At 40.7% G+C, this 25512-nt stretch carries 19 protein-coding genes; 4 read left to right on the top strand and 15 right to left on the bottom strand.

The genetic code is table 11. From position 1 onward, the window contains the following. Positions 1 to 9 precede the first annotated feature (9 nt). Complete coding sequence (locus LDL79_RS12665) at positions 10 to 3045, bottom strand: SusC/RagA family TonB-linked outer membrane protein (protein ID WP_225597932.1); 3036 nt, start codon at positions 3043 to 3045, stop codon at positions 10 to 12. A gap of 248 nt (positions 3046 to 3293) precedes the next feature. Next, entirely contained in the window at positions 3294 to 6104 is a 2811-nt protein-coding gene (locus tag LDL79_RS12660; RefSeq protein WP_225597931.1) for a triple tyrosine motif-containing protein, read from the bottom strand. A 198-nt stretch (positions 6105 to 6302) separates the two neighbouring features. Here LDL79_RS12660 and LDL79_RS12655 point away from each other — a divergent pair, with 198 nt between their 5' ends. Next, the gene (locus tag LDL79_RS12655; RefSeq protein ID WP_225597930.1) at positions 6303 to 7040 is read left to right on the top strand and encodes a tyrosine-protein phosphatase; all 738 of its coding nucleotides are present in this window, start codon (positions 6303 to 6305) and stop codon (positions 7038 to 7040) included. On the opposite strand, the gene LDL79_RS12650 is transcribed toward LDL79_RS12655, so the two are convergent. The 4 genes from LDL79_RS12650 to LDL79_RS12635 all read right to left on the bottom strand — a co-directional run bounded on the left by LDL79_RS12650 (position 7037) and on the right by LDL79_RS12635 (position 10759). Continuing rightward, entirely contained in the window at positions 7037 to 8032 is a 996-nt protein-coding gene (locus LDL79_RS12650; protein ID WP_225597929.1) for a polysaccharide biosynthesis protein, read from the bottom strand. The genes LDL79_RS12655 and LDL79_RS12650 overlap by 4 nt on opposite strands. A 2-nt stretch (positions 8033 to 8034) precedes the next feature. Next, complete coding sequence (locus LDL79_RS12645; protein ID WP_225597928.1) at positions 8035 to 9177, bottom strand: aminotransferase class V-fold PLP-dependent enzyme; 1143 nt, start codon at positions 9175 to 9177, stop codon at positions 8035 to 8037. Then, a complete protein-coding gene (locus LDL79_RS12640) occupies positions 9170 to 10180 on the bottom strand; it encodes an MraY family glycosyltransferase (RefSeq protein WP_225597927.1) in 1011 nt (336 codons plus the stop codon). The genes LDL79_RS12645 and LDL79_RS12640 overlap by 8 nt, the downstream gene beginning before the upstream one ends. Before the next feature lie 159 nt (positions 10181 to 10339). Next, complete coding sequence (locus tag LDL79_RS12635) at positions 10340 to 10759, bottom strand: OsmC family protein (RefSeq protein WP_072984593.1); 420 nt, start codon at positions 10757 to 10759, stop codon at positions 10340 to 10342. 133 nt (positions 10760 to 10892) lie between these two features. Between LDL79_RS12635 and LDL79_RS12630 the strand changes: the two genes are divergently transcribed. Together LDL79_RS12630 and LDL79_RS12625 are read left to right on the top strand one after the other, a co-directional pair. Beyond that, positions 10893 to 11366: a hypothetical protein gene (locus LDL79_RS12630; RefSeq protein WP_225597926.1), complete on the top strand. Its 474-nt coding sequence runs from the start codon at positions 10893 to 10895 to the stop codon at positions 11364 to 11366. Position 11367: 1 nt separating this feature from the next. Further along, on the top strand, positions 11368 to 12141 hold the full coding sequence (locus tag LDL79_RS12625) for an aldose 1-epimerase (protein ID WP_225597925.1): 774 nt from the start codon (positions 11368 to 11370) through the stop codon (positions 12139 to 12141). On the opposite strand, the gene LDL79_RS12620 is transcribed toward LDL79_RS12625, so the two are convergent. Then, positions 12138 to 15065, bottom strand: coding sequence for an FAD-binding and (Fe-S)-binding domain-containing protein (locus LDL79_RS12620; protein WP_225597924.1), 2928 nt, complete (start codon positions 15063 to 15065; stop codon positions 12138 to 12140). The two genes, LDL79_RS12625 and LDL79_RS12620, sit on opposite strands and share 4 nt — an antisense overlap. A 139-nt stretch (positions 15066 to 15204) precedes the next feature. Here LDL79_RS12620 and LDL79_RS12615 point away from each other — a divergent pair, with 139 nt between their 5' ends. Then, positions 15205 to 15696, top strand: a complete 492-nt coding sequence (locus LDL79_RS12615) for a hypothetical protein (protein ID WP_072984585.1) — start codon at positions 15205 to 15207, stop codon at positions 15694 to 15696. A gap of 190 nt (positions 15697 to 15886) precedes the next feature. Here LDL79_RS12615 and bshA read toward each other — a convergent pair whose 3' ends face one another. The 8 genes from bshA to LDL79_RS12575 all read right to left on the bottom strand — a co-directional run bounded on the left by bshA (position 15887) and on the right by LDL79_RS12575 (position 25496). Beyond that, the gene (gene bshA / locus LDL79_RS12610; RefSeq protein ID WP_225597923.1) at positions 15887 to 17038 is read right to left on the bottom strand and encodes an N-acetyl-alpha-D-glucosaminyl L-malate synthase BshA; all 1152 of its coding nucleotides are present in this window, start codon (positions 17036 to 17038) and stop codon (positions 15887 to 15889) included. 72 nt (positions 17039 to 17110) lie between these two features. After that, positions 17111 to 20026 (bottom strand): serine hydrolase domain-containing protein, encoded by a 2916-nt coding sequence (locus tag LDL79_RS12605; RefSeq protein WP_225597922.1) that lies wholly within the window; start codon positions 20024 to 20026, stop codon positions 17111 to 17113. Between the two features lie 47 nt (positions 20027 to 20073). Next, positions 20074 to 20556: an ABC transporter ATPase gene (locus LDL79_RS12600; protein WP_225597921.1), complete on the bottom strand. Its 483-nt coding sequence runs from the start codon at positions 20554 to 20556 to the stop codon at positions 20074 to 20076. A 193-nt stretch (positions 20557 to 20749) separates the two neighbouring features. Next, positions 20750 to 21541: a (Fe-S)-binding protein gene (locus tag LDL79_RS12595; protein WP_167596430.1), complete on the bottom strand. Its 792-nt coding sequence runs from the start codon at positions 21539 to 21541 to the stop codon at positions 20750 to 20752. 30 nt (positions 21542 to 21571) lie between these two features. After that, entirely contained in the window at positions 21572 to 22006 is a 435-nt protein-coding gene (locus LDL79_RS12590) for an LNS2 domain-containing protein (protein ID WP_225597920.1), read from the bottom strand. Between the two features lie 33 nt (positions 22007 to 22039). Further along, the gene (locus LDL79_RS12585) at positions 22040 to 23383 is read right to left on the bottom strand and encodes a 4Fe-4S dicluster domain-containing protein (protein WP_225597919.1); all 1344 of its coding nucleotides are present in this window, start codon (positions 23381 to 23383) and stop codon (positions 22040 to 22042) included. 5 nt (positions 23384 to 23388) lie between these two features. Continuing rightward, complete coding sequence (locus tag LDL79_RS12580) at positions 23389 to 24339, bottom strand: MlaD family protein (protein WP_072984573.1); 951 nt, start codon at positions 24337 to 24339, stop codon at positions 23389 to 23391. Positions 24340 to 24398: 59 nt separating this feature from the next. After that, the gene (locus tag LDL79_RS12575; RefSeq protein ID WP_225597918.1) at positions 24399 to 25496 is read right to left on the bottom strand and encodes an N-acetylmuramoyl-L-alanine amidase family protein; all 1098 of its coding nucleotides are present in this window, start codon (positions 25494 to 25496) and stop codon (positions 24399 to 24401) included. Between the last annotated feature and the right edge of the window lie 16 nt (positions 25497 to 25512).

Genomic DNA, 25512 nt, shown 5'->3' with positions numbered 1-25512 from the left:
GCTCTTCTTTTAAAATTTGAAGTTCATTCCTGCAGTATATGTACGTGGAACCGGGTAGAATCCTTGGTCGATTCCGCCACCAATAGGTGCTCCCGAAGAAGCTGAAGGATCGTATCCTTTATACTCTGTTAGCGTAAATGCATTGGTCACCGCCAAGTAAAAACGCAGCTTTCTGATGCCTAATTGATCTAAGACTTCATTGCCTAAACTATAGCCTAACTGCACGTTTTGTAGTCTTACATACGAACCGTCTTCTACATAAAAATCAGAGAATAACAGGTTTGAGTTAGGCCCTACAGTCACACGCGGATAGGTGTTTGAAGATCCCGGCCCTGTCCAACGGTCCAAAACATAATTAGTTTTATTAGTCAAGTTTTGATTACGGTCGTATGAGCGTACAATGTCATTGCCTATAGAAGCAAATGCATAAGCCGTGAAGTCAAAATTCTTATAATTGAATCCTAAATTAAGACCCATCGTAACATCCGGAATAGGGTCGCCAATATTCACACGATCATCGCCATTAATAATTCCATCCCCGTTTTGATCTACGAAGCGTAAATCTCCCAAGGTAGCATCGGTTTGTGTTGCGTGCGCATCAACTTCAGCTTGAGATTGAAAAATACCGTTGGTTTGTAAACCGTAGAAATACCCGATTGGAAAGCCGGCTTCCATACGTGCAGGCGGCTCCTGACCGAAACCAAAACTTCCACCCGGAATAAATCCGCTTTCATTCCCTACTTCAAGCACTTCATTTTGAAGCGTGGTGAAGTTGTAGCTCAAATTGAATCCCGCATCGTCACCAATTGGCTGATCATAAGAAACCGAGAATTCTAATCCTTGGTTCTCAACACTTCCGGCATTTACGATTGGAGCTCCTGCACCCGGCGCATAAACTCCTAAAATTCCCGAAACTTGAGGCACTAGCAATAAATCATCGGTACGACGCTTAAAATAGTCCATCGTAAGATCGATGCGATTATTGAATAAGCGTGCATCAAAACCGACATCAAAGGTCTTCTGACGCTCCCATTTAATTTCAGGATTAGAAAGCTGACCGGCAGCAACACCGTTCACGAGTTCGTCATCAAATACGTAAGTTCCTTCTGCGTTAAGCGTAGAAACGTATCCGAAAGCTCCAATACGGTCATTACCCAAAATACCGTAACTCGCTCTAAGTTTTAAAAAGTTGAGCAGATCACTAGACCCGAAGAAGGGCTCATCACTTGCCACCCAACCGATAGAAGCCGAAGGGAAATAACCAAATTTATTCTCCGGTCCAAAGTTTGAAGAACCGTCACGGCGCAACACTGCTGAAAGCAAATAACGCTCCTTGTAGTTATACTGAACACGCGTAAAATAAGAAAGTAAACGCTGATCAAATTCAGCAGGACCACTGATGTCACGTGCATCGATCACCTCGCCTGCTCCTTCAAGTGTAGCTTCGGCAAAAGTGGTTCCCGGCACATCTCTCCCCGTGAAATTGTAAAATTCGCCGCTGGTTTTGAATGCAGACATACCTAGCAAAACGGTAAGGTTGTGATCGTCTGCAAACGTATTCTGATAAGTCAAGAAGTTATCAAACGTATAATCCCTAAAGAAACTGTCGTTTACAAAATATTGATTCACCCCCAGGTTGTTGAAGACTTTTCCGTCTCCAAAATTCAATCCTGCCGGTAAATAACTACGGCCACGCACTTCAGAATAGTTAAACTGATAGCGTGATTCTGCCGTAAAATGATCCCAGAAATTATACGAAAGTCCTACCGTCCCAGTAAGCTTATCTACCTCGTTGGTATTAAAGGTATTCGCAATTTGCGCGATAGGGTTGATCACCTCATTCCCTAGACCGTTTGCAATCGTAAAGTCTCCATTAGCATCACGAACACTGAACGTAGGCGCCATATTCACCGCATTGAACAACACAGATCCCAATGCATTTTCAGAAAGGGTTTTTCTATTAGAATGCGTATAGATCGCTGTTGAAGAAAACCTGAGATTTTCTAAAATATCATAATCGTAACTACCTCTTCCTGTAAAACGGTTGAAGTTTACCGCTCCGCCTCCAACAATTCCATCCTGATCTAAATATCCTGCACCTACAGAATACGCCGATTTTTCACCACCTCCATACACAGTTGCGTTTATATCTGAGAGTAAGGCTTGTCTAAACACCTCATCCTGCCAGTTGGTTCCTTGACCAAGAACCGCAAGATTAGGAAATGGAGGCGCTTGATTTCCTGCTGCGTAAGCCTCGTTGATGATCACACCATATTCAGTTGCATTAAGCACCGGAAGTTTACGCGTGGTTTCCTGTAAACCTACATACGTATCAACGTCTACACGCAGGTCACTGTTTTTACGACCTCCTTTTGTTGTGATTAAGATCACACCATTTGCAGCTCGTACCCCGTAAATACCGGCTGTAGCATCTTTTAAAACATTGATGCTCTCGATATCATTTGGGTTGATCACACTAAGATCTTCGATCACCGCACCGTCAACCAAAATTAAAGGTCGGTTGTCTCCGTTGGTAGAAATACCACGGATAGAGATCGTAGAAGCACTACCCGGCGACCCCGAATTGGAGCTGATATTAACCCCTGCCACACGACCTTGTAAGGCTTGTTCTACCCGCACAGGGTTTTGCTCCTCAATGGTTTCAGAACCTACAACGCTTACCGCACCGGTAATTTCTTTCTTCTTTTGCGTTCCGTAACCAACCACGACGACTTCATCTAGTGCACTAGTATCTTCAACCAATTGCACGTTAAGGTCTGCAGCCCCATTTACGGCTATTTCCTGAGTTTGAAAGCCCAAATAGGAAAACACCAAAATGCTCGAAGACGGGACATCTAAACTGAAAAGACCGTCAAAATCTGTACTTGTTCCTGAGGAAGAACCTTTCACAATTACATTCACTCCCGGCAGTGGCATTCCTGACATATCTGTCACAGCACCTGTAACGCGCACTTCGGTACCGGTCTGGCTAAAGAGCCCCGAAGTGAGCAACCCGAATAAGATCAAGGATAAAAATGATTTCATAAATTTTAATTTGGAAATCAAATCTATCTTATAACTAAATCGTATTCGAGAAAACGACCTCAACAAAAAATATACAGTTGCTAAATCAAAGCGAAAATACTTCACTTTTTAGCGCAAACGCTTTCGCTATAAGGCTTTTTAGCAGTTGTTAAATTTAAAAATGTAAAGGCTATAAATAGCTATTGCTAAAATTACTATCGTTTTCGTATAGGTAATGTATAGGTGATTTTAAGAATTGATGAGGTGATCTAAATCGACAAAATATACTCAACAAGACTTTCTTCGTGTTCCAACTCCATTTTCTTGCGCAGACGGTATCTTTTGATTTCTACACTTCTCACCGAAATGTTTAAAAGCGGAGCTATTTCTTTTGAAGATAAATTAAGTCTAAGGTACGCGCAGAGTTTCAGATCGTTTGGAGTAAGTTTAGGATGCAGCTCTTTAATTTTCTTTAGAAAGTCTTTATCTGCATTATTGAATGCTTCTCTAAAAAACTCCCAATCCTTTTTAGGGTTCAAGTTTTTATCTATAATCTTAATTACGGATTTCAGTTCATTTTCTTGAGTATCCGAATCCAATTCCTTTTTAATAGCATTGAGCAATTCGTTTTTCTTAACAATACTCATCGTGGAAGCTGCCAATTCACGGTTCTTGCTTTCTACATCTTGTTGCAGTTTCTCATTCTCCAGTTTCATGATTCGGCGCTCATTCTCATAGGTTGCTACTTCCAACTTACGCTGATTAATCTCAATAAGCCGTTCCTTTTGTCTTTTGTAAAACTTACGGTTAACGACCTGAATGCCTATAAATATTAAAACAAGAAGCACTCCATAAATTATAATCGCAACCACAGAAAAATACCACGGGCGTGCTACAGTAAAAGAATATTGTAGCGTGTTTTCTGATAATTGATCCCCTATGCGTGCTCTTGCTTCAAAGGTGTATGTTCCCGGTGGTAAATTTTCAAACGAGGCCGTAGCACTGGTTGACCAGTTGGTCCATTCTTCATACAATCCTTTTAAACGATACTGATAGACGACTGCTCTAAACTTCTCATATTCTGCTACACTAAAATCAAAAGCGAATGTATTTTGTTTGTAATGAAATGCTTCGGCAGTTGTTTGATCTAGTGTGACCAATTCTCCTTCGCGACTTCCATTCTTTATGGTTCTAAGCTTTATGAAATACTTTTCATCGCTAAGCTTTTCGGTATCTAAAATTATATAACCCGTTGCATTACCCAGCAGATAGGTATTTGAGTCCAGATAAGTAATGTTTTCAAAACCGGGAATATCTTTTCTTGTTTTTGCAGGCAAGGCGATCCTTCTTACTTTAAGCTGATCTGCCAGAATTCCGGGCTCAAAATACAGCACTTCCTGCTCATTGAAAGCCCACAGCCTATTATTGCCGGTGTCATAGGTAAGTTTACCCGAAGAATAGCCTCCTGATTCTAAAAACGTATGAGAAAGTAAACTGTCTTTTTCAAAAACTTGCGCGGACTTATTCAGTCTAAAAATCCCTTCCTCATAGGCGTATAGCACCTCATTATTGTATTTAAAAATACTGGACTTAGCACCTTTAGGGAGCTGCTTCAGGAGTCTGGATTCAGTGATCGTTCTAAAGCTATCATCAATATTCAATTTAAAAACCCCTTTATATTCGTGGCTTACATAAAGCGTCTGTGGACCGCTAAAAGCAAAATACCTGCTCGAGATATCAAAGCCTTCCAGTTTATTGCGTAACTGCCATCCTGTTTCCTTTCGCTCTAAAATATAGAGTCCGCTATAATTACCCTGAATCGCAAGCGTATCGTTCATTTGATGCACATCCCAAGTTCCTGCGATATTAGCTATGGGAATCACCCTATTCTCTTCTACACGAAAAGTTCCTTCGTGATGTCCACAAATAAGCGCATCACCCAGGACGTTCAAACTCCACACCTGCCCTTTAGTGTCCGGAATAAGTTGATATTCCTCACTTGCAGCAGCGTCCTTTTTATAAAAAAGTCCTTGGTTGGTTCCCACATACAAATAGCCCTTATGCTTTTTTGCTGCATAAACTGCCCCTAAACTTCCGTCATAATCGGTATACACTCTAAAAGCCGAATTGCTATTAACCACGCTGATCCCGTTATCCAGACCAAGCCACACGTGTGCCTCTTGATCTTCCCAAAGACTCAGTACCGTGTTGTTAGAAAGTCCCGAAATCTGATCAATCTGATACTTTATCTTTCCCGCGGCATCAAGATGGTAAAGGCCGTTAGAAATGGTTCCTAAAAGCAGGGTTTGATCAGATAATTGAAGCGCTGCATACACCGTTTCGTTAGCGATCGCATCTTGAGCTTCATAGTTCCAAGACGACATTTCGCCGTTAGGCTTTAACTGAAAAATCCCATGTTTTTGGGTGACTGCCATTAGTGAATTATCCTTGCTATACAATGCGACCAACAAGTAGTCTGAAAACGGCAATGCGTCAGATATCAATACGGGTTGACCGTTCTGAAGTTGGTACAAACCCAAACCTTCCTGTTGAAAATAAACTGATTTCCCGACTAGAAAAGACCGTACAATAGCCGATTCTGAATCTATGATTTGAAAATTTGAAGTCTCTGTATTGTAGCTGTAAATGCGATCTAAAGATTGAAAAAGAATGAGGTTATCAACCAAAATAATATTCCAAAACTGCTCATCTTCAATAAGTGGCTCCTCTAATTTATCGCTTAGCGACGTATACTGCAACAAGCCATTACTGCCACGCTCCCAATAGCCAAATTCCATATACGCCCCTGTGTAAATCAGATCACCTTGAGTCGCAACGGAGCGCATAATGGTTTTATTAGAAGTAGGGTACAAACGCCATTTGGCTCCATCATACTCGAGCAATCCAGAATTATTGGCCGCGTAGATCAGCTTATCCTCCCCTTGCGTAATATCCCAATTCTGGTTTTCGGCATTGTATTGCTCGGGAGTAAAATTGAGTACAGGCGGCAACTCTTGGGCAGTGCTTGCAAAAATAAAGCACAACCAAAACAGCAAGTATAAGGGTTTCGTAAATCGCATCACCGGGCAATATACTCAATTAGCTGCAATCTTTTTATGCGTTCTACCACATCAAGTAGCGTGCTGATTCTGTCCGCAAATATGCATATCGGAAGCGTACACAACCTCTATTTGCGGAATAGCATTTTTAATTAAACTAAATTTTACGTTCTTTATCTCCGCTTAGAATTGTTTACTTTTGCCAAAAATTTCAGCTTCATGTTCTCTATTTTCAGTTCGAAAAAATTTCTTGCCGCTAAACTGGGTGAATTCACCGATATTCATAATCATATTTTACCGGGAATTGACGACGGAGCTAAAACTCCCGAAGATTCTCTTCAGCTATTAACGCAGTTTAAAGAAATGGGTATTACCAACCTCATTTGCACACCGCATACGATGAGTGATTATTACCCCAATACGCCTGAGACTATTTTAGATGCTGAAGCTACGCTGAAAACCTTTCTAAAAGAAAACGGCCACTCGGAGTTCAGTATCCGGTCTTCCTCAGAATATATGATGGATTCCGGCCTTGTAGATCTTTTGGAGAACAAACAGATCTTACCGCTAAAAGACAACTTTGTTTTAGTTGAAATGTCATATTTACAACCCCCTGTAAACCTTAGAGAAATCCTTTTTAAAGTAGGTAATTCTGGTTTTGTACCTGTGTTGGCGCATCCTGAGCGTTATGCTTTTTATCACGCCAAATACGATACTTATAACGAACTTAAGAATATCTGTAAATTTCAGTTAAATGCGCTGTCTCCTAGCGGTTACTACGGACCCGGTATTGCAAAAATCGCCCTAAAATTACTTAGCGAAGGTATGTACGATTTCATTGGTACAGACACGCACCACATGCGTCACGTTGAGAATTTGAAAAAAGTAAAATTTGCCGGAAAGTACGAGCAAGATCTCGACCGAATCATTAGCAATACCAATGCTAATTTTAGCTAAGCTAGGGCAAGCTTTTGAAGTAATACACGTGCTTCAGCGGACTTAAATGCTTCAGCTGCCTCAATACACTGCGTTAGCATTTCTATATCAATTTGCGTTGTGGAAGGGGCAATACGTTGCAAAACATCATTATCCATTGAATCTACGGTATCGCTTTCTAGATGTAGAAGTTCTTTTTCTTTTTCATACTCCGGAAGTGCTTTGTATGCTATCGGATATTCTGACAAAGAGATACCTAACAATTCTTGAACCAAATGATTAGCAATTTGTGCTACGGTCTGCACCGAAAAAAGCTTTGGAATAAAAACTCCACCGCTGTGCGCAGTATCAAGAATCGCAAGGACCATTGGTAATAACTGATCTTTGTGGATATAAGCGCGTTGCACCTCATTCCCTTTTATTTCCAACGGAAGATTTTGCTTTATTCGCTCTTTAAACACAGGAACCACAGAACCCGAAGAATCATATACATTACACAAACGCAAAATACTGAGTTGTGTTGTCGTAGTTTCAGTCTGTTTGAAAAGCAAATATTCTTCGACAACCTTTTTAGTTTTACCCATCACACTTATGGGCTCGACCGCCTTGTCTGTTGAAATAAACAGGAAGCGCGCGATATTGTGTTTACAAGAAGTGTCAATAAGTAATTTGGCGCCCTTAATATTTGTTTTCACCGCTGCACACACATTTGCTTCCATTAAAGAAACGTGTTTATAGGCCGCTGCGTGGAAAACGAGATCAATGAGGTGTCTTTCAAATAACGCCGCAATAAAAGTAGCATCACAAATACTTTCTAGGTAATAGGTCAACTTCACCTTCGGAAAATGTATCGCCATTTCTTGTAGTAAGCTATGCATTCCCAATTCGGAGATATCTACCAGAATTAGTTGCTGGGGTTGGTAATGGGCTAGGCCTAAAACCAGTTCGCGGCCAATACTTCCAGCGGCGCCGGTTATGAGAATAGTTTGGTTTTTAAGCTCAGAAATCTTCATAATTAAGCCGAAAAATACGCATTTATTGCCTGCTGAATTCGATTGAGATCTTCTTTTGTCAAACCACATCCGGATGGCAGACACAATCCAGTCTTCCATAAGGATTCCGCATGTTGCGCTCCAAAATAATGCTGTTCATCATAAATCTCTTGAAGATGCAAGGGCTTCCAAGGGAAACGGGATTCAATTCCTTTTTCGGCTAAAAAAGCTTGAAATCGTTCCGGATTTTTGGTCAAATTACTTCCTGTAAACCGAATTACAGTCAGCCAATAATTCGTATAATATTCCTCATTTTGAACGCTGAGGACCTCAATTTCTTCTATTTCGGTAAAGCATTCCTGATAAAACTGATACAGCTCCCGCTTCTTTTGAATTCGTTCTTTGAGCGTTTGTAACTGACTCAAACCAAGCGCTGCATTCAATCCCGGCATCGCATAATTAAAGCCTACTGCATCGTGTTCAAATCCTGTTGTCGTACTTTTTGCCTGACGCGACAAATGTCTGGCTTCTTCGGTCTTTTGAGCATCTTTACAAATCAGCGCACCACCGCCACCGGTGGTGATGATTTTATTACCGTTAAAGGATAAAATACCGTAATCGCCAAAAAGTCCGCAAGCTTGATCATTATACCTGCTCCCTAAAGCTTCGGCTGCATCTTCAATCAATGGAATCTCATAATCTTTGCAAAGCTTGGCTATTTCTTCCACTTGACAGGGAATCCCAAAGGAATGAACCGCAACCAGAGCCGCCGGTTTTTTGTTTTGTTTTAGGCACCATTTAATAGCCTCCTTTACATATTCAAGAGCAAGATTGTAAGTGCTCTTTTCGCTATCGATAAAAACAGGGATCGCTCCTAAATAGGCTATCGGATTTGAAGAAGCTACAAAACTCATCGTTTGGCAGAGTACAAAATCGCCGCGTTGCACGCCGGCTAATTTTAAAGCAAGATGTAAGGCTGCAGTTCCTGAGTTTAAAGCCACTACTTCCCGATCCGTTTGCAAGAATTCACGGAGTTGGTTTTCAAACTTTGTCACCGCGGGTCCGCCGGAAGTCACCCAATTTTGCTTGACAACCTCAGCAAGATAATCTACCGCCGTGGCCTCAATAGAAGGCAATGCAAGCGCTATTTTTTTTGGCTCAGCCATTGCTGTTTTCTTTTAAATTGGTGAAATTCTTGATCAAACTATTGAGATAGAAATGTAGTACCATACTGAATGCGACTTGTACCACCAGAAATAACAACACCCCTAAAAGAGGTTCTAAATACCAAGCCCCAAATACATTTAATAATGTCAAAATCACCACAAGCGTTACAATTCTAGAATGGCTGTATCCCAATCGCAGGAGCGAGGAATAACTGTGTAATTTATCTCTTTTGAAAAGTGCTTGTTTGCGGCTTAGTCGTAAAATCAAGACACGAATCGTATCTGCAATAGGAAACCAAAAAAGCGCAAGCAGAACTGGTAAACGTTGCTGAAATGAGTCTAATTGCGTGTTGTTGATGTTCAAATCTGCTTCTAAAAAGAAAATTCCTAAACAAGCGCAGCAGAAACCAATGAATAATGAACCACTGTCCCCCATAAACAACGCCGCCGGCTCGCGGTTCAACTGCCTAAATCCGAATAAAGCAGCAGCCAGACACATCAAAAAGACTCCCGAAAATAGCGTCTGAAAATACAATAACCCTAATATGAAAATGAGTGCTACTGCCGTCGCTAACCCGTCAACGCCATCGATAAAATTAAAAGCATTCGTTAAAAAAGTGATCATCACGACACTGATCAAAACACTCAAGGCAAACGGTAACCGAAAAAAACTGTGTTCTAACAATACCGACTCTAACCGCAAATCTCCTAAAACCACCACCGCAGTAATGATCGCGATCTCAAAAAGAAGCTTAAGCAACCATCCCAAAGGTTTGAGGTCGTCAACCAAGCCCAATACAAACATCCCTATTGCTCCCATTATAAAATAGAAATAGGCACTGTTGATTATAATCTGGTCAAATAATACAATTGGGAGCACAACACCAATGATCAATGCTATTCCTCCTGAGGCAGGTACCGCCCTTTGATGTAGTTTTTTTCCACCCACATCATCAATAAAATACCCTGCTAACTTCTGTGTGCATAGCAATCTCCCGACCATGAAACTGGTTAAAAACGCTATCACTGCCGGTAAAATGTATAGGACTAAAGGAGACACTTCTAATTGTTTTGTGCTTCAAAGATACACTTTACACCTTTGCTTCTTATGCATAAAAAAACCTCCCGGTGAGGAGGTTTTAAATTTATATTGAAGATTTTGTTATTCTTCTAAGCTTGCATCAAGGCTGATCTCAGCATTTAATAATTTTGAGACCGGGCAATTTTCTTTTGCTTTGGTTGCAATCTTTTTAAAGGTTTCTGCGTCACATTCCGGTACTTTACCCACTAAGGTCAAGTCGATTTTGGTGATTGCACCATCCTCAAAAGTTACGTTAGCGTCCGTTTTTAGATCTTCGGCAGTGTAGCCTTCTTCGCCTAAAAAAGCGGTCAATTGCATCGTGAAGCAACCTGCGTGTGCAGCACCAATCAATTCTTCTGGGTTTGTTCCTTTTCCGTCTTCAAAACGGGTTGCAAAACCATATTTTGATGCGTCTAGAACTTTACTTTCAGTAGAAATGGTTCCCATTCCTGCTTTGATTTGCCCTTTCCAGTTTGCTGATGCCTTTCTTGAAAATTTCATAATTATTTTTCTTTTTTTGGTTTAGTCTAAAAGTAGGCATCAACAGTACCGCATCCTAGTACTTTAGATATATTTTAGCGTTTAAAACCCAAGTATTAACGGGCTTTAACAGCATTTTGGTTAACTTGCAGATATGAAAGCAGCTACGGTTACGCAGTTAAAAAAAGAACTCAAACACAAAGATGAAGACGAACTTCTCAATATTTGTTTAAGGCTCTCAAAATTCAAAAAAGAGAACAAAGAACTGCTCACCTATTTGCTTTTTGAATCAGATTATGAGCCGGGTTATGTTACACTGATCAAAGAAAGCATCGATGAGCAATTTGAAACGCTCAACACGCGAAATTATTACTGGATGAAAAAGTCCATCAGAAAGATTTTGCGCGAGACTAAAAAGTACATCAGATATTCGGGAAATAAAGAGACCGAAGTACAACTCTTGCTTTATTTCTGTGAAAAAATGCACGCGGTGCGCCCTGCGATTCGCAATAACAATACGTTGCGTAATTTGTATTTACGCCAACTGGAATACATTCATAAAAAGATCGAAGCCTTACACGAAGATTTACATCTCGATTATTATAACGCCTTAGAAAAGCTGAACTAAAATGACACAACTACAACTAAACAATCTTAACGTAAGCATTGATAAAGGTCAACTTTCAAGTTTTAAGAAAGACGACTATGAGTATATTCACCAAGTGGGAAGTCCCGGCTGGGGAAAATCTGACGATGAAATGTTTCCTATAATCGGCCCAACAGACGAAGCCAGTTTTAAAGTAAAAACGCCTAAAGGTGAGGCTATCCTAGATCAACACGGATTGTTGCGCGAACTCACTTATACGCTTACTTCGTCAACAGCAACTACAGCGGTTTTTGAAAAACAGTATACCGCAGGAACCAAGATCAAAAATTCGAAATTCCCTAAAAAATCTACGGAAGAATGGCTGAGCTGGCCGTATGATTTTGTGTTTAAAAAGCAATTCAGTCTCAGTGAAGATGGACTCAAAATTGAATTCGTCATTAATGGAGAACCGGAAATGCCTTTCATGCTGGGGTATCATCCTGCCTTTAAATTGCGTACCGAAAAACCAACGGTTTTCAATGCTAAAAAAGAAATTAGTCTAGCCGAAATTATGGAGGTAGGAAGCCGAGCCTTTCAAGTGCCTGATTGTTCTGAGATCACACTGAACGACGAAAATTCGATCACGCTGAAATCTGAAGGTTTTGGCAATTTTATGCTGTGGACCGAAGTCACCAATATGGTTTGTGTGGAACCGGTAAGCTTCTACCCTTATGCTGTAGCACAAGAAAACCTGAGTGAAGGCTTTCAAATCTTACCGGAAGGAGGAGCAACGTTTACAGTGTTACTGAAAATCTAAACCAAAGCATTTTTTAAAATAGTTACGGGATGCTGCGCTTGGCGCTGTGTCCCGTCTTTTATTTGATGCCTACAGCTCGTACCCGGCGCGGCAATAAGCGTGTCTTCTGAAGCCCTGCGTACCGCAGGAAACAGGGTTTGCTCTCCTATTTGCATACTCAACGCATAATGTTCCTTTTCATACCCAAAAGAGCCAGCCATCCCACAACATCCAGACGGAATGATCGTAGGCGTATAATTTACCGGAAGGTTTAAGATAGCAAAGGTGTGTTCTATTCCGCTTAAGGACTTTTGATGGCAATGCCCGTGAATCTTCAGCCTCTGGGCTTCGGTGGTAAACGAAGCTGCTTTGATACGTTCTGCTTTAATTTCAGCACTTAGAAATTCTTCAATGGTAAAGGTGTTTTTGGCTAAAATTTGAGCTTCCTCTATATCTTTTGCCAACCGAATATACTCATCCCGAAAACCTAAAATCGCAGAAGGCTCAATTCCGACTAGAGGATGTTCCTCATCAATCAATTCTTTAAAAATAGTGATGTTTTTTTGAGCAGCTTTGCGTGCTTCCTTCAAAAACCCTTTAGAAATAAAAGAACGGCCGCTCTCGGCGTGCGCCACTATACGCACTTCATAATTGAGTCGCTGTAATAAGATCACGGCGTCTTCACCAATTTGCGCATCCAGATAATTGGTAAACTCATCGGCAAATAAATAGACCGTCTTGATAGGCTGTTTAGGGTTGAAAGCTTTCAATTTTTTAAAACGCGCTCTCAAGGTTCGTTTAGATACCGGCGGAAGGCTGCGCTCGGGAGCAACTTCGAGGGTTTTCCTGATAAATCTTCCACTCAGTTTAGCTTTGTATAATCGGTTAGTAATCCCCGGAAGCACTGCTCCTACTTTATTTAAATATGCGTTAAATGCAAACGCTCGTGTGCGCAGCGAACTCCCGTTCTCCTTTTTATATTGGTATTCAAATTCGGCTTTTAAGGCTGCGACATCCACATTACTGGGGCACTCACTCGCACAGGCTTTACAGCTTAGGCACAGATCAAAAACCTCTTTTAATTCTTTATGATTAAAACTGTTCTTACGTTCTGATTGGGTTAAGAATTCGCGTAAGGCATTTGCTCTTCCACGTGTGGAATCTTTTTCATCGCGTGTAGCGCGATAACTGGGACACATCGTTCCGCCGGCAGCCGGTAGTTTCCTACAATCGCCTGTTCCGTTGCATTGTTCTGCAGCGCGTAAAATTCCTTGGGTATCATCAAAATTGAGTAAGGTATCAATTTCCGGTTCTTCTCGATCTGGAGTGTAGCGCAGGTTCTCGTCCATCGGATTAGCATTCACCAGCTTTCCGGGATTAAAAATATTATGTGGATCAAAGAGTGTCTTTATCTGCTTTAAACGCTCATAATTGGCACTGCCGATCATCAGTTCTACAAACTCCCCACGCACGAGTCCGTCGCCGTGTTCGCCGCTCATCGAACCTTGATATTTTTTAACCAAGTTTGCTACTGCAGTGGTGATGTTCCTAAAAAGGACCACATCGTCTGCTTTCTTTAAATCAAGAATAGGTCGCAAATGCAGCTCTCCGGCTCCTGCGTGCGCATAATACACCGCATCCTGTTTAAAGTCAGCCATCAGTGTGCTAAACTCATTAATGTAAGGCGCAAGATCTTCTAATGCCACGGCGGTATCTTCAATACAGGCTACCGCCTTACGGTCACCTACAATATTTCCTAATAAGCCCAAGCCTGCTTTTCGTAATTCCAAAGCCTGATTGATCTGGGAGCCTTCAAGGGTAGGATAAGCATAGCTCAACCCAGAATTTTCAATAGTATTGATTAATTCCACAGCTTGTTTGCGTGCATCGTCTAGCGTATTTGCACGCACTTCTAGCATTAAGATCGCAGCAGGGTCGCCTTCAATAAAAAAGCGGTTTTTCTGCTGCTCCCGATTATTGAGGGTACAATCAAGAATTACCTTATCCATCATCTCGCACGCATACAGCTTATGCTGCATCGCTGGTACAACCGCCTCTAAACAGGCCGTAATACTTTCAAAATGCGCCGCAACCATCACTCCGTGTTTTGGAGGAAGTTCGTCTAATTGTAACGTTATTTCAGTAGTAAATGCCAGCGTTCCTTCACTTCCCGAAAGCAACTTGCACATATTAAACGGCTGCTCGTTTTCTTTTTTAAAAACCGAATTATCTAGCAGAGCGTCCAAAGCGTAACCTGTATTTCTACGATGGATTTCAGGTTTGGGAAATTTAGATCGAATTTCCTCTTGTGCTTTTGCATTGTTGAGTTGGTCGTAGATTCCGCTATACAGCTTTCCTTCAAGCGTATTCAGCTTGCGCTTCTTATGAAATGTTTTCGCTGAAATTTCATGGAAACGTACGGTACTGGCATCACTTAAAATGGTTTTCAATTGCAACACCTTATCGCGTGTTACGCCATATTGAATAGAAGTAGTTCCTGAAGAATTATTACCTACCATTCCACCGATCATACAGCGGTTTGAGGTTGAAGTATTCGGTGCAAAAAATAGACCGTGTGGTTCAAGATAGCGATTCAACTCATCGCGTATCACCCCAGGTTGAACGGTAACCGTTTTGTTTTGCAAATCAAGCGAAATGATTTCAGTAAAATATTTAGACACATCTACCACAAGACCATCACCTACGCACTGTCCTGCAAGAGAAGTCCCGGCCGTACGTGGAATAAGACCAATCTTATTTTTTTCAGCAAAAAGAATAAGCTGCTGAATATCCTGCTCACTTTTAGGAAACGCAACACCAGCGGGAATTTGACGATAAACCGATGCATCAGTCGCATACAAGGTTTTATGCAAATCATCAAAAAATAAATCGCCGTCAAGGGATTCTTTAAGTTCAGTTAGCGCTTCTGTGAGATGTGTAATCATAGGCTAAAGGTACAACTATTACCGGTCTTTATCGTTAACAAAACCTTAGACAAGCTTAACAAAATATTGGCGCAACCCCTGTAAACACTGATGCTATTCAAGATTACATTTGCAGTACTAACATTTAAAAAAAACACTTATGAAAAAATTACTTATAGCTTTTGTAGTTATCGCAGGATTTTCATTTTCTGCCCAAGCACAGGATATTGCTCCTAACGCGTTAGGACTTAGATTAGGAGACAGTGACGGTTTTGGTGCTGAAATTTCGTATCAGCGTGCACTTGGCGGAAACAACCGATTAGAGCTTGACCTTGGGTTGAGAGATGGAGACAACTACGATGGGTTTAAACTAGCCGGTTTATACCAATGGGTATGGAATATTGATGGTGGTTTTAACTGGTATGCCGGTGTAGGTGGTGGTCTTGCATCATATGGTTATGACGACAATCGCTATGACGATGATACCTTTGTATTTGCTGCCGGTGACATAGGTATTGAGTATGATTTTGACATTCCGTTAGTGTTATCACTTGATTTCAGACCTGAGATAGGTTTTGGTGACGGAAATGATTATTACGACAATGACGATCTTGATTTTGATATCGCATTAGGTATACGTTATCAGTTCTAATAAAACATATTGAATCAAATAAAAACCCGCTTTATCGAGCGGGATTTTTTTTGGAACTGTCAAAGAGTTCTATATTCTGAGGCTTAACTCGCAATTAAAAATTTGTTTCCAAGCTATTCCTCTTAAGCTTATCTTCAGATAGTGTGTACTGATAGCGTTAACGTGTAGTTTATGGCTACACACCTTTAGATTAGGAAACCGAAGTTTTCTTCGGCTCATTTTTTTGAATGGCCTTCTCGTAGACTTCCTCATACATCGGCACGATTTTTTCGATCGCGAAATTCGCTGCCTGTTCCCGTGCTTGTTGCTTAAAACGTGCTAAGTCTGCATCAGCACTCAAAATACGTAAAGCATTCTGAGCCATTTCTTCAACAGCTCCTACAGCACTCATAAAGCCGGAAACCCCATTGATATTTACTTCTGAAAGTCCGCCGGCATTTGATGAAATTACCGGAACTCCGTGAGCCATGGCTTCTAATGCGGCAAGACCGAAGCTTTCGGCTTTAGAAGGAAGTAAAAATAGATCTGAAAAACACAATACTTTATCGATCTCATTACTGTTGCCCAAAAAGATCACCTTACTAGCGATGCCCAATTCTTCGGCTAAAGTTTCTGCGGGAGCGCGTTCCGGCCCCTCACCTACCATGATAAGTTTAGATGGAATTTCCTTTTGAATGTGGTAAAACGTCTTGATCACATCAGGTATACATTTTACCTCCCGCATATTGCTAATATGGGTGATGATGCGCTCATTTTCACTGGCCATCAAGCCACGTTGGCAATCAGTAAATGTATTTTTAACCGTACTTAAATCAATAAAATTAGGAATCACCTTAATCTTACGTTTGATATCAAATAGCCGATTCGTATCATCTTTTAAGCTTTGAGAAACCGAAGTCACCACATCGCTTTTATTAATACTAAAAGTTACCGCAGGCTTGTAAAACGGATGATTTCCTACTAAAGTGATATCCGTTCCGTGTAATGTAGTTACCATTGGGATCGTAATACCTTCCTGTTGAAGCATTTTTTTAGCCATATACCCGGCATAAGCGTGCGGTATGGCGTAATGCACGTGCAGTACATCTATATGATAGGCCTTGATAATAGTGACTAATTTACTGGATAGCGCCAACTCATAAGGCTGAAAATGAAATAAGGGATATTCCGGGACATTTACCTCGTGAAAGAAGATCTTTTCGTTAAGCAAATCAAGGCGAACCGGTTGCTTATAGGTGATAAAATGCACCTCGTGACCACGCTTAGAGAGCGCAATTCCTAATTCGGTAGCGACAACGCCGCTTCCTCCAAAAGTAGGATAACAAACTATAGCTATTTTCATGATGTAAAAATACCAATTTATTCAGCCATTAAGTACTAGAAAAAGTAGGTAATCTTAATCTGAAAACCAGGCCTATGGAATTACCGCATTCTCAATGACTTCTTGAATGCGTGTGCGCAAACTAGACGAGATCAATTTGCGATTATCTGCGGTAGGAAAGGTTCTGTTAGAAAGAAAAACATAGATGATTTCGGTCTTAGGATCTGCCCAAGTCAAAGTTCCTGTAAATCCTGAATGTCCAAAACTGTTGTCGCTTACACAACCACAAGTAGGACCGGCAGTTCCTAGCTGAGGCTTATCAAAACCTACACCTCTGCGCACACCATTACTACAATAATAACACGTATTGAACGCATCCATCGTTTCTTTAGAAAAATAGCGTTTACCTCCATAATAACCATTTTGCAGGTACATCTGCATCATTTTGGCCACATCATTGGCATTACTGAAAAGACCGGCGTGGCCACCAATATTATCTTCCATAGCGGCGCCCATATCGTGTACATAACCTTGCACTTGCTGCATACGCCAGTAGTTATCATTCTCACTAGGTACAATGTCCTTTTTTGCTAAACGATCTAATGGTTTATACCCCATTTTATTGGCTCCTAGTGAACGGTAGTAATACTTTTGCGTGAGTCCGTTAAGGTCATCTCCTTCGGAGTCTTCTAAATACTTTTTAAATAAAAAATAAGACAGATCACTGTATTTATAGACACGGCGACTCAAAAGGTCTGAGTCTGCGATAATCTTTACGATCGTATCAGGATAATCATTTCGCAGGTAGAGATCTTCGGCTACTTTAAGATCAAAGTTTTCTTCTGGTCTTGTGCGGTAGTACGCTTTAGACAAAGCCCCCGAATCATCAAAAGTGGCTCTATAAAAAGGGATCCACGGTTTGAGTCTGCCGTAATGCGACAACACTTCTTTAACCGTAATGCTTTGTTTGTTGGTTCCTTGTAAAACAGGCAAAAGCGTTCCCAGCTTATCCTCTAAGGTCAATTTACCTTCATCATAGCGCTTCATCAGCAATGGTAAAGTAGCCAGAATTTTGGTCATTGAGGCCAAATCATACACATCATCAAGTTGCACGGGTTGCTTCTTAGTATAGGTATGATACCCAAAAGCTTTCTCGTAGATCACCTTTCCGTGACGTGCCACCAAGACTTGAGCTCCCGGAAACATCACATCGGTAAGGCCTTCTTTCATCAAACCTTCAATACTATTGAGCTTTTGAGAGTCCATTCCCTCTTCTTCCGGAATACCGTATTTTAAGCGGCGTAACGTTCCGGTCTCGTAACTGGTGTTGATCTTAAAGTCAGTTCCTACAGAAACCGGCAATTTTCCTTTAGCTTCGATCGCTCCAAAAATAAGCTGCGCACTCAAATCTTGCGCTATCGTGCTATTTTGATACGACATAACCACCCCTTCTAGATTGGTTGTGTTTTTTAGATCAAATAACGCATAAGGTCTAACAAATACATCCAACACCGTTGGTTTTGCGGCAGCAATAGCCTCAATAATACCGACTTCTCTTGCTGTAAACTTATAAGATTTCCAAGGGTTGTCATTAGATCGGTGAAAACCGATGATGACGTAATTAAAATCTGCTAACTTGTTGACATAGTCAGATGCCGAAGCTGCTTCGATTTTTGTCACCTTAGCATATTTCTGAAGCCCAATATAAAACGGAGCGCCACTATCATCGCCCAGCTCTACATAAGCGATCTTTTTATCTTCAATATTCTTGACCGGTAAGATGGCCTGATTATTTTTCAGGACCGTCAGCGCATTAGCCATAGCTTTGCGATACACTACTTCGTCCTCAGGACTATTCAAATCCTGATACAGGTTTTGCATCGCAATAGGCTCATAGTTATTGAGCCCCACTTTAAACTTGGCAAATAGTATTTTCTTTACAGAACGTGCTAAGCGTTTTTCTGTAATCGTACCCTTAGTATAGGCTTCCTCGATTTTGGCAATAGCTTTGGCCACATTCTCGCTCATCAACAAAATATCGTTCCCTGCATTAAAAGCAGCTAAATCAATTTCTCCCGGCTCGTCATAATTAGACGCACCTTTCATATTAAGGGCATCGGTAAAAATTAGACCTTGATAGCCCAAGCTGTCTTTAAGAATACCAGTCACCACCTTGCCGGATAACGATGTGGGATATCCCGCTCGGTTATCTAAAGCAGGAACATTAAGATGCGCAACCATAATACTTGCGATCCCAGCGTCAATTACCTTTTTATACGGGTACATTTCAATGGAATCTAAACGCTTGCGCGAAAAAGGAATTGTGGGCAAGGTTTTGTGCGAATCCTGATTGGTATCTCCGTGACCGGGAAAATGTTTTGCGCTTCCTAAAACTCCAACTCCCTGCATCCCTCGAAGAAAGGCGACACTTTTATCTGTGACATTATCGCGATCTTCACCAAAAGAACGATTCCCAATAATAGGGTTTTCTGGATTGACATTGATATCGACATCCGGAGCAAAATTGATGTGAACTCCCATACGCTTACTGTGCAAGCCTATTTGTCTTCCTACCTGTTCAACAAGCTTATCATCTTTGATCGCTCCCAAGGTCATATTCCAAGGAAACGCGTAAGTAGAATCTAAGCGCATCGCTAATCCCCACTCGGCATCCATTGCAACCATTAATGGCACTTTGCTCAAGGCTTGGTATTCATTAGTAAGTTTGGCTTGCCGAACCGGGCCACCCTTTGAAAAAATGAGTCCGCCTATGTGATGTTTCTTGATCAGTGTTTTGACCGCATCGGTTACCGATTTGGGATCTCTAGAAAAAACATCAACCATAAAAAGCTGACCTATTTTTTCTTTCAATGTCATCCCATCGTAAATACTATCAACCCAAGCTTGCTGCTCTGTTAAGTCTTTAGCGATAAGCGGATTTTTAGTTTGTGAAAAACAGGATATTGTAAGTAAAAGAACTACTCCCAGTATAAAACGATCTCTTAGCATATGTACTTTTTCCCCGATTACGGAATTAAAAATTTGAGCATTAGTTATTAAAAGAAACGACTATGCCAACTTTCTATTGCAGGAACCTCCCACTGATCTAAATATTCTTCTTTAGTATTCACTAGGTTGTTAAATACTATGGTTTTCTTACCAACCGCGCCATCTTTAGCCATCTTTTTAAAATCTGCTAAAGGTTTAAAATGCAAACGATCATTCTGAATGTAGGTTACATTCATTTTATCAAGCAAGGCCACCGAAAATTCCTTTTCAAGCTCTTGAATAAAATGTACCTGAGCATCAATAGAACATCCGCTGGCTGAGCTTTGTGTTTGATCAAGACCGATGATGATGAAGCGGTCATACTTGATCTCAAAACCTGCATTCAAGGCTGCACCGTGTGCCGTCCACTTTTCTAAAAAAGCTGATAAATACTGCTGAAGCAGCGGCAGTTCTTCTTCGTTGAATTTGCGGTCGCTTTGGTAAATCCAAAGTCTTGATGTATCTGATAATTCTGAAAATGGAGTCAACATAAAATACGTGATATTTAAGTCTCACAAACTTAACATTTATTCAAGGTCTCTTTAAAATAGATACTGTTAAAAGGCTCTGAAATTGAAGGCTTAGAACCTCAAAATACCAATATAAAGTCTGTAGCTATTTGAATAGCAAAATTAAAAAAGCCACTCTGTTTGAGAGTGGCTTAAAAATTAGAACAATACTGCTCTATAAATCTTCGGCTGAGGCGATCATTTCTGCAATATCCATCACCGCAACAGCATCTTCTTTTTCTTTGTTTTTAACCCCATCGGTCATCATTGTGTTGCAAAAAGGACAAGCAGCAGCGATAACTTCAGACTTTGTTTCTAGTGCCTCCTCGGTACGTGCGATGTTTACATCTTTAGTTCCTGGCTCCGGCTCTTTAAACATTTGTGCACCTCCAGCTCCACAGCAGAAGCCTTTAGTCTTGCAGCGCTTCATTTCTACTAGTTCAACCTCAAGCTTTTCAAGCAAATCTCGAGGCGCCTCGTAAATGCGATTGGCGCGTGCCAAATAACACGGATCGTGAAAGGTTATACGCTTTCCTTTAAACTTGCCTCCTTCTACAGTTAGACGTTCTTCTTTAATAAGCGTTTTTAAAAACTGTGTATGGTGCAACACCTCATAATTACCGCCTAAACCGGGGTATTCATTAGCAATAGTATTAAAACAATGCGGACAAGCAGTAACGATTTTTTTCACGTCGTATGCATTTAGAACCTCAATATTTGTCACCGCCTGCATCTGGAATAAAAACTCGTTTCCTGCACGTTTTGCAGGATCGCCTGTACAGCTTTCTTCAGTACCCAATACTGCAAAATCGACCCCGGCTTTTGCTAAGAGCTTAACAAATGCTTTTGTGATCTTTTTTGCCCGATCGTCAAAACTTCCGGCGCAGCCTACCCAAAACAGTACTTCTGGAGACTTTCCTTGCGCCATATATTCTGCCATCGTAGGTACCTTGATAGCTTCTGCCATAATTTTAATATTTGCTATTTTTTAAAGAACTTAATCTTTAAATACTTCAATTGTTACATCTTTTTCTACAAGATCTGTAAATTTACCTTTGTAGCGTGTAGCACGCACTAGGTGATTATCGATCCAGTGATAGTTACCACCGCGTGGTTTTCCCATTAAAAGACTATGATAGTTAAAACCGTGCTTATTAAGCCAGTTTTCAGTCACCTCACGGTGCTCTTCGGTACGAGAAGTAAAGAAACATATAATATGCCCTTCATCATACCATTTGTTTAAGGTTGCCAAAGCATCCGGAAATGGTTTGCACGTTGCCATACGCTCAGGCTCTTCGTTAGGCACATCTTCTGTAATTGTACCGTCTATGTCAATGAGGTAGTTTTTAACTCCTTCCGGCAAAACCGGGCTTACGTGTTCGCCGTCTTGCAGTTTGTCGCTTAACATTTTGTCTACTTCCTCTTTTTTCATGAGTTCTCTATTTTGATATTTACTGGTTGGTTTCTAGTTTTCAGAGATCCAATTGGCTCTATCCATTTGATTGAAAGGCCACGGAGCTGCATTGTTTTCTATATTAGTCATCGCGTTGTTAAGATCAGTAGGAGCAGCGCTCTGTTCCATCACTAAATACTGACGCATATCCATAATAATAGATAACGGGTTTATCCCTACCGGGCAGGCTTCTACACACGCGTTACACGTTGTACACGCCCATAATTCTTCACGGCTAATATAGTCATCTAATAATTGTTTGCCGTCTTCTTTAAAGGTTCCTTTATTAGCATCTATATTTTTGCCTATATCTTCTATACGATCTCTAGTTGCCATCATAATTCTACGTGGCGAAAGCTTTTTTCCTGTTTGATTTGCAGGGCACTCGCTAGTGCATCTACCACACTCTGTACAGGTATAGGCATTTAATAACTGTGCCCAACTTAAATCTGTAGCTTCACTGGCTCCAAATTTTGCCGGCACCTCATCTTCCGCCCCTTCTTCAGGCATCGCGTACGGGTCAGCTTCAGGGTCCATCATCAATTTAACCTCATTGGTCACTGCCTCGAGATTATCAAATTGTCCCTGCGGCTTTAAACGTGCAAAATACGTATTGGGGAATGCAAGCAGAATATGTAAATGTTTTGAATAATAGAGATAGTTTAAGAATACTAAAATTCCTAAAATATGAATCCACCACGCCGCACGCTCAATCACGATTAACGTAGGGATGCTTAAGTTTTCAAAAAATGGCGCAATAAATTGACTTACAGGAAAGGCTCCTACAATTCCTTCTGCACTGGCATAATGTTCAGCACCTTTAGTCTGCAACGTCAAGTCTGCCGCATTCATCGTCAAGAACAACAGCATCAAAACCACTTCAAAATAAAGAATGAGGTTAGCATCTAATTTAGGCCAACCTTTCATCTCCCGGTTCAAGAAACGCTTGATGTGAAGTATATTTCGGCGGATCCAGAAGATGATCACACCTACCAAAACCAAAAGCGCAAAAATTTCGAAAACCGCGATCAAGAAATCGTAAAACCCACCTAAGAAACTAAAAATACGGTGCGTACCAAAAATCCCGTCAATGATGATCTCTAGAACCTCAAGATTAATAATGATAAAACCAAGATAGACTAAAACGTGAATAATCCCTGAAACAGGACGCACGACCATTTTATATTGACCAAGCGCAATCTTAGCCATATTTTTAAAACGCTGTGTTTTGTTATCTGTGCGGTCTTCATCGCGACCTAATTTAATGTTGCGAATAAGCTTTTTAATATTGAATACAAAAAAGCCTACTCCTGCTGCGAGCGCAATTACAAACAAAATATTAGGTAAATACTGCATAGAAATTATCTAAGTGAATCTTTGGGCTCTTCATACGGTCCCGGGTTTTTCCCGAATACCGAAAAATGTACATAGCGCTTAGGATTGAGCTTGATGTCCTGCATCAATTCTTCCATTTGCTTAGTGGCACGCTCTAGGTTATTGTACATTTTATCGTCATTGATAAACTGACCTAAAGTGCCTTCTCCATTTTCAATTTTTGAAGAAATGCTTTCAAAGTCGGCCAATACACTTTCCATACGCATCACCAAAGCGTTCACATCAACCTTTGAAAGGCTATCGCTCACTTTATTAAAGTTGGCAGACATCTCATCAAGATTGGTAAACGTACGGGTAAGTTTCTGGTCATTATCAGCTAAAAGCTTGTTAAGCGAGTTAGAAGCCTGATTAAAGTTAGCCGCAGTCTGACTGATCTGCTCAATGGTTTCTCTTAAATTTTTACGCGTTTTTTTATCTAAAACATCTGATACACCTACGAGAACAGAGTCAGTACTATTGATCACCTCTTCTACTTTAGCTTGTAATGGCGTAAGGCGCTCATTAACCAGTTCAAAAATACCTTCGTCAATAGTCCCCTGCAACGTATCTCCTGATTCTGCAACATCGCCACGCTCATAGTCAGGAACGATAGAAAGGTTCTTTCCGCCGATCAATCCACCTCCGTAAATCTGGGCTTTACTGTTTTTTGAAAATTGAAAATCATTCTGAACATTAAAGGTCACTAAAAGATCCCCACGAGAATCAGCAAAGTCAATAGACAATACTTTACCTACCACAAGACCGTTAATGGTAACGTTAGAGCCTTGTGACAAGCCTTCTACATTGTCGTAAATTGCGTAGTAGGTTCGGTCGTTATTTAAGAGGTTATTCCCTTTTAAAAAACTATAACCGAAGATGAGCAGAGCTATAGCAATTACTGCCAGAAGACCTGTTTTTACTTCTCTAGAAATGTTCAATGTAATTTTTTTTTGATGAGCCTCAAATTTAGGAATAAATTCTATTAAGGCTTTACACGCTAACTTTTATTTATAAATTCATTTGCGTTTTGCTTAATCCCATTTTTAAAAGCGACGATGTACGCAGTCTTGTATCCTTTAGATTTTGCTTCCTGCAATTTCCGTTCAATTTCTGTGTAGTTAGAGGTATCGCCGTAATAGTATTTATACAACTTACCTTCTTTATTTTTCTGAATACCTCTTAACCCCTTAAAGTTATAAGGCTTCGTATCCAGACTGCGACTGCTTGCGGCTATTTGCACTTTAAAAATAGCATCGTCTACAATGACATCTTTAACCTCTACCGCCGGAACCACCTTAGTAATCCCCAGAAAATCATTGGTGCTTACATTGTCTTTATATTTCCCTACTGCCTCAGCGATGGCGTGAGCAATTTCTTTTTGACCGTTAGACGAATTCAAATACCGCCCCTCTTCATTATTAGTAATAAAACCTGTTTCAATAAGAATACTCGGCATAACGGTTTGGTGCAAAACCACAAACCCTGCTTGTTTTACGCTTCGGTCTTTGCGGTGTAGTTTTACTCTAAAATTATCCTGAACATAACTCGCCAACTGAATACTTTGATCTAAAAATTCTTCCTGCATTAAAGTAAGTCCAATTAAAGATTCAGGCGAATTCAAGTTATACTGCGCATACTTTTCCTCATAATTATCCTCCAGATAAATCACCTCATTTTCTGCTTTAGCAACCTCAAAATTGGTTTTATTTCGGTGCAACCCTAAAACATAAGTTTCTGCACCTAATGCCTGAGAATTATGGGCATTACAATGTATAGAGACAAACAGATCTGCATTTGCCCGGTTGGCGATTGCACCGCGCTCTGCGAGTTCTACAAAAACATCAGTTTTACGGGTATATACCACTTCTATATTACTTTGCTTTTGGAGCTCTTCTCCTACTAACAATGCAATTTTAAGCGCGATGTTTTTTTCAAGCAGATTTCCTTTAGCGTTTTTCCCGGGATCTTTTCCGCCGTGCCCGGCATCAATGACCACCACAAATTTCTTAGTGTCAGCAGGTTTTTTGTTTGCAAAAATATTTTGCCCAGTCACTGCCAGAAGGAATACTAATATATAGGTTGTTATCGTTCTCATATTTGGGTAACGTCAA

Origin of the sequence: Leeuwenhoekiella palythoae, assembly GCF_020310025.1 — a bacterium.
Taxonomy (GTDB): Bacteria; Bacteroidota; Bacteroidia; order Flavobacteriales; family Flavobacteriaceae; genus Leeuwenhoekiella; species Leeuwenhoekiella palythoae.
This window is presented reverse-complemented; position numbering and strand designations above follow the sequence as displayed.

Excerpts from the sequence above, each read along its gene's own strand:
- LDL79_RS12640 (WP_225597927.1), bottom strand. The coding sequence starts at position 10,180 with ATGGTCGGGAGATTGCTATGCACACAGAAGTTAGCAGGGTATTTTATT.
- bshA (WP_225597923.1), bottom strand. The coding sequence starts at position 17,038 with ATGAAAATAGCTATAGTTTGTTATCCTACTTTTGGAGGAAGCGGCGTT.
- LDL79_RS12600 (WP_225597921.1), bottom strand. The coding sequence starts at position 20,556 with ATGTTGACTCCATTTTCAGAATTATCAGATACATCAAGACTTTGGATT.
- LDL79_RS12585 (WP_225597919.1), bottom strand. The coding sequence starts at position 23,383 with ATGCAGTATTTACCTAATATTTTGTTTGTAATTGCGCTCGCAGCAGGA.
- LDL79_RS12655 (WP_225597930.1), top strand. The coding sequence starts at position 6,303 with ATGTTCTCTATTTTCAGTTCGAAAAAATTTCTTGCCGCTAAACTGGGT.
- LDL79_RS12625 (WP_225597925.1), top strand. The coding sequence starts at position 11,368 with ATGACACAACTACAACTAAACAATCTTAACGTAAGCATTGATAAAGGT.
- LDL79_RS12575 (WP_225597918.1), bottom strand. The coding sequence starts at position 25,496 with ATGAGAACGATAACAACCTATATATTAGTATTCCTTCTGGCAGTGACT.
- LDL79_RS12660 (WP_225597931.1), bottom strand. The coding sequence starts at position 6,104 with ATGCGATTTACGAAACCCTTATACTTGCTGTTTTGGTTGTGCTTTATT.
- LDL79_RS12665 (WP_225597932.1), bottom strand. The coding sequence starts at position 3,045 with ATGAAATCATTTTTATCCTTGATCTTATTCGGGTTGCTCACTTCGGGG.
- LDL79_RS12620 (WP_225597924.1), bottom strand. The coding sequence starts at position 15,065 with ATGATTACACATCTCACAGAAGCGCTAACTGAACTTAAAGAATCCCTT.
- LDL79_RS12650 (WP_225597929.1), bottom strand. The coding sequence starts at position 8,032 with ATGAAGATTTCTGAGCTTAAAAACCAAACTATTCTCATAACCGGCGCC.
- LDL79_RS12595 (WP_167596430.1), bottom strand. The coding sequence starts at position 21,541 with ATGGCAGAAGCTATCAAGGTACCTACGATGGCAGAATATATGGCGCAA.
- LDL79_RS12630 (WP_225597926.1), top strand. The coding sequence starts at position 10,893 with ATGAAAGCAGCTACGGTTACGCAGTTAAAAAAAGAACTCAAACACAAA.
- LDL79_RS12635 (WP_072984593.1), bottom strand. The coding sequence starts at position 10,759 with ATGAAATTTTCAAGAAAGGCATCAGCAAACTGGAAAGGGCAAATCAAA.
- LDL79_RS12645 (WP_225597928.1), bottom strand. The coding sequence starts at position 9,177 with ATGGCTGAGCCAAAAAAAATAGCGCTTGCATTGCCTTCTATTGAGGCC.
- LDL79_RS12605 (WP_225597922.1), bottom strand. The coding sequence starts at position 20,026 with ATGCTAAGAGATCGTTTTATACTGGGAGTAGTTCTTTTACTTACAATA.
- LDL79_RS12615 (WP_072984585.1), top strand. The coding sequence starts at position 15,205 with ATGAAAAAATTACTTATAGCTTTTGTAGTTATCGCAGGATTTTCATTT.
- LDL79_RS12590 (WP_225597920.1), bottom strand. The coding sequence starts at position 22,006 with ATGAAAAAAGAGGAAGTAGACAAAATGTTAAGCGACAAACTGCAAGAC.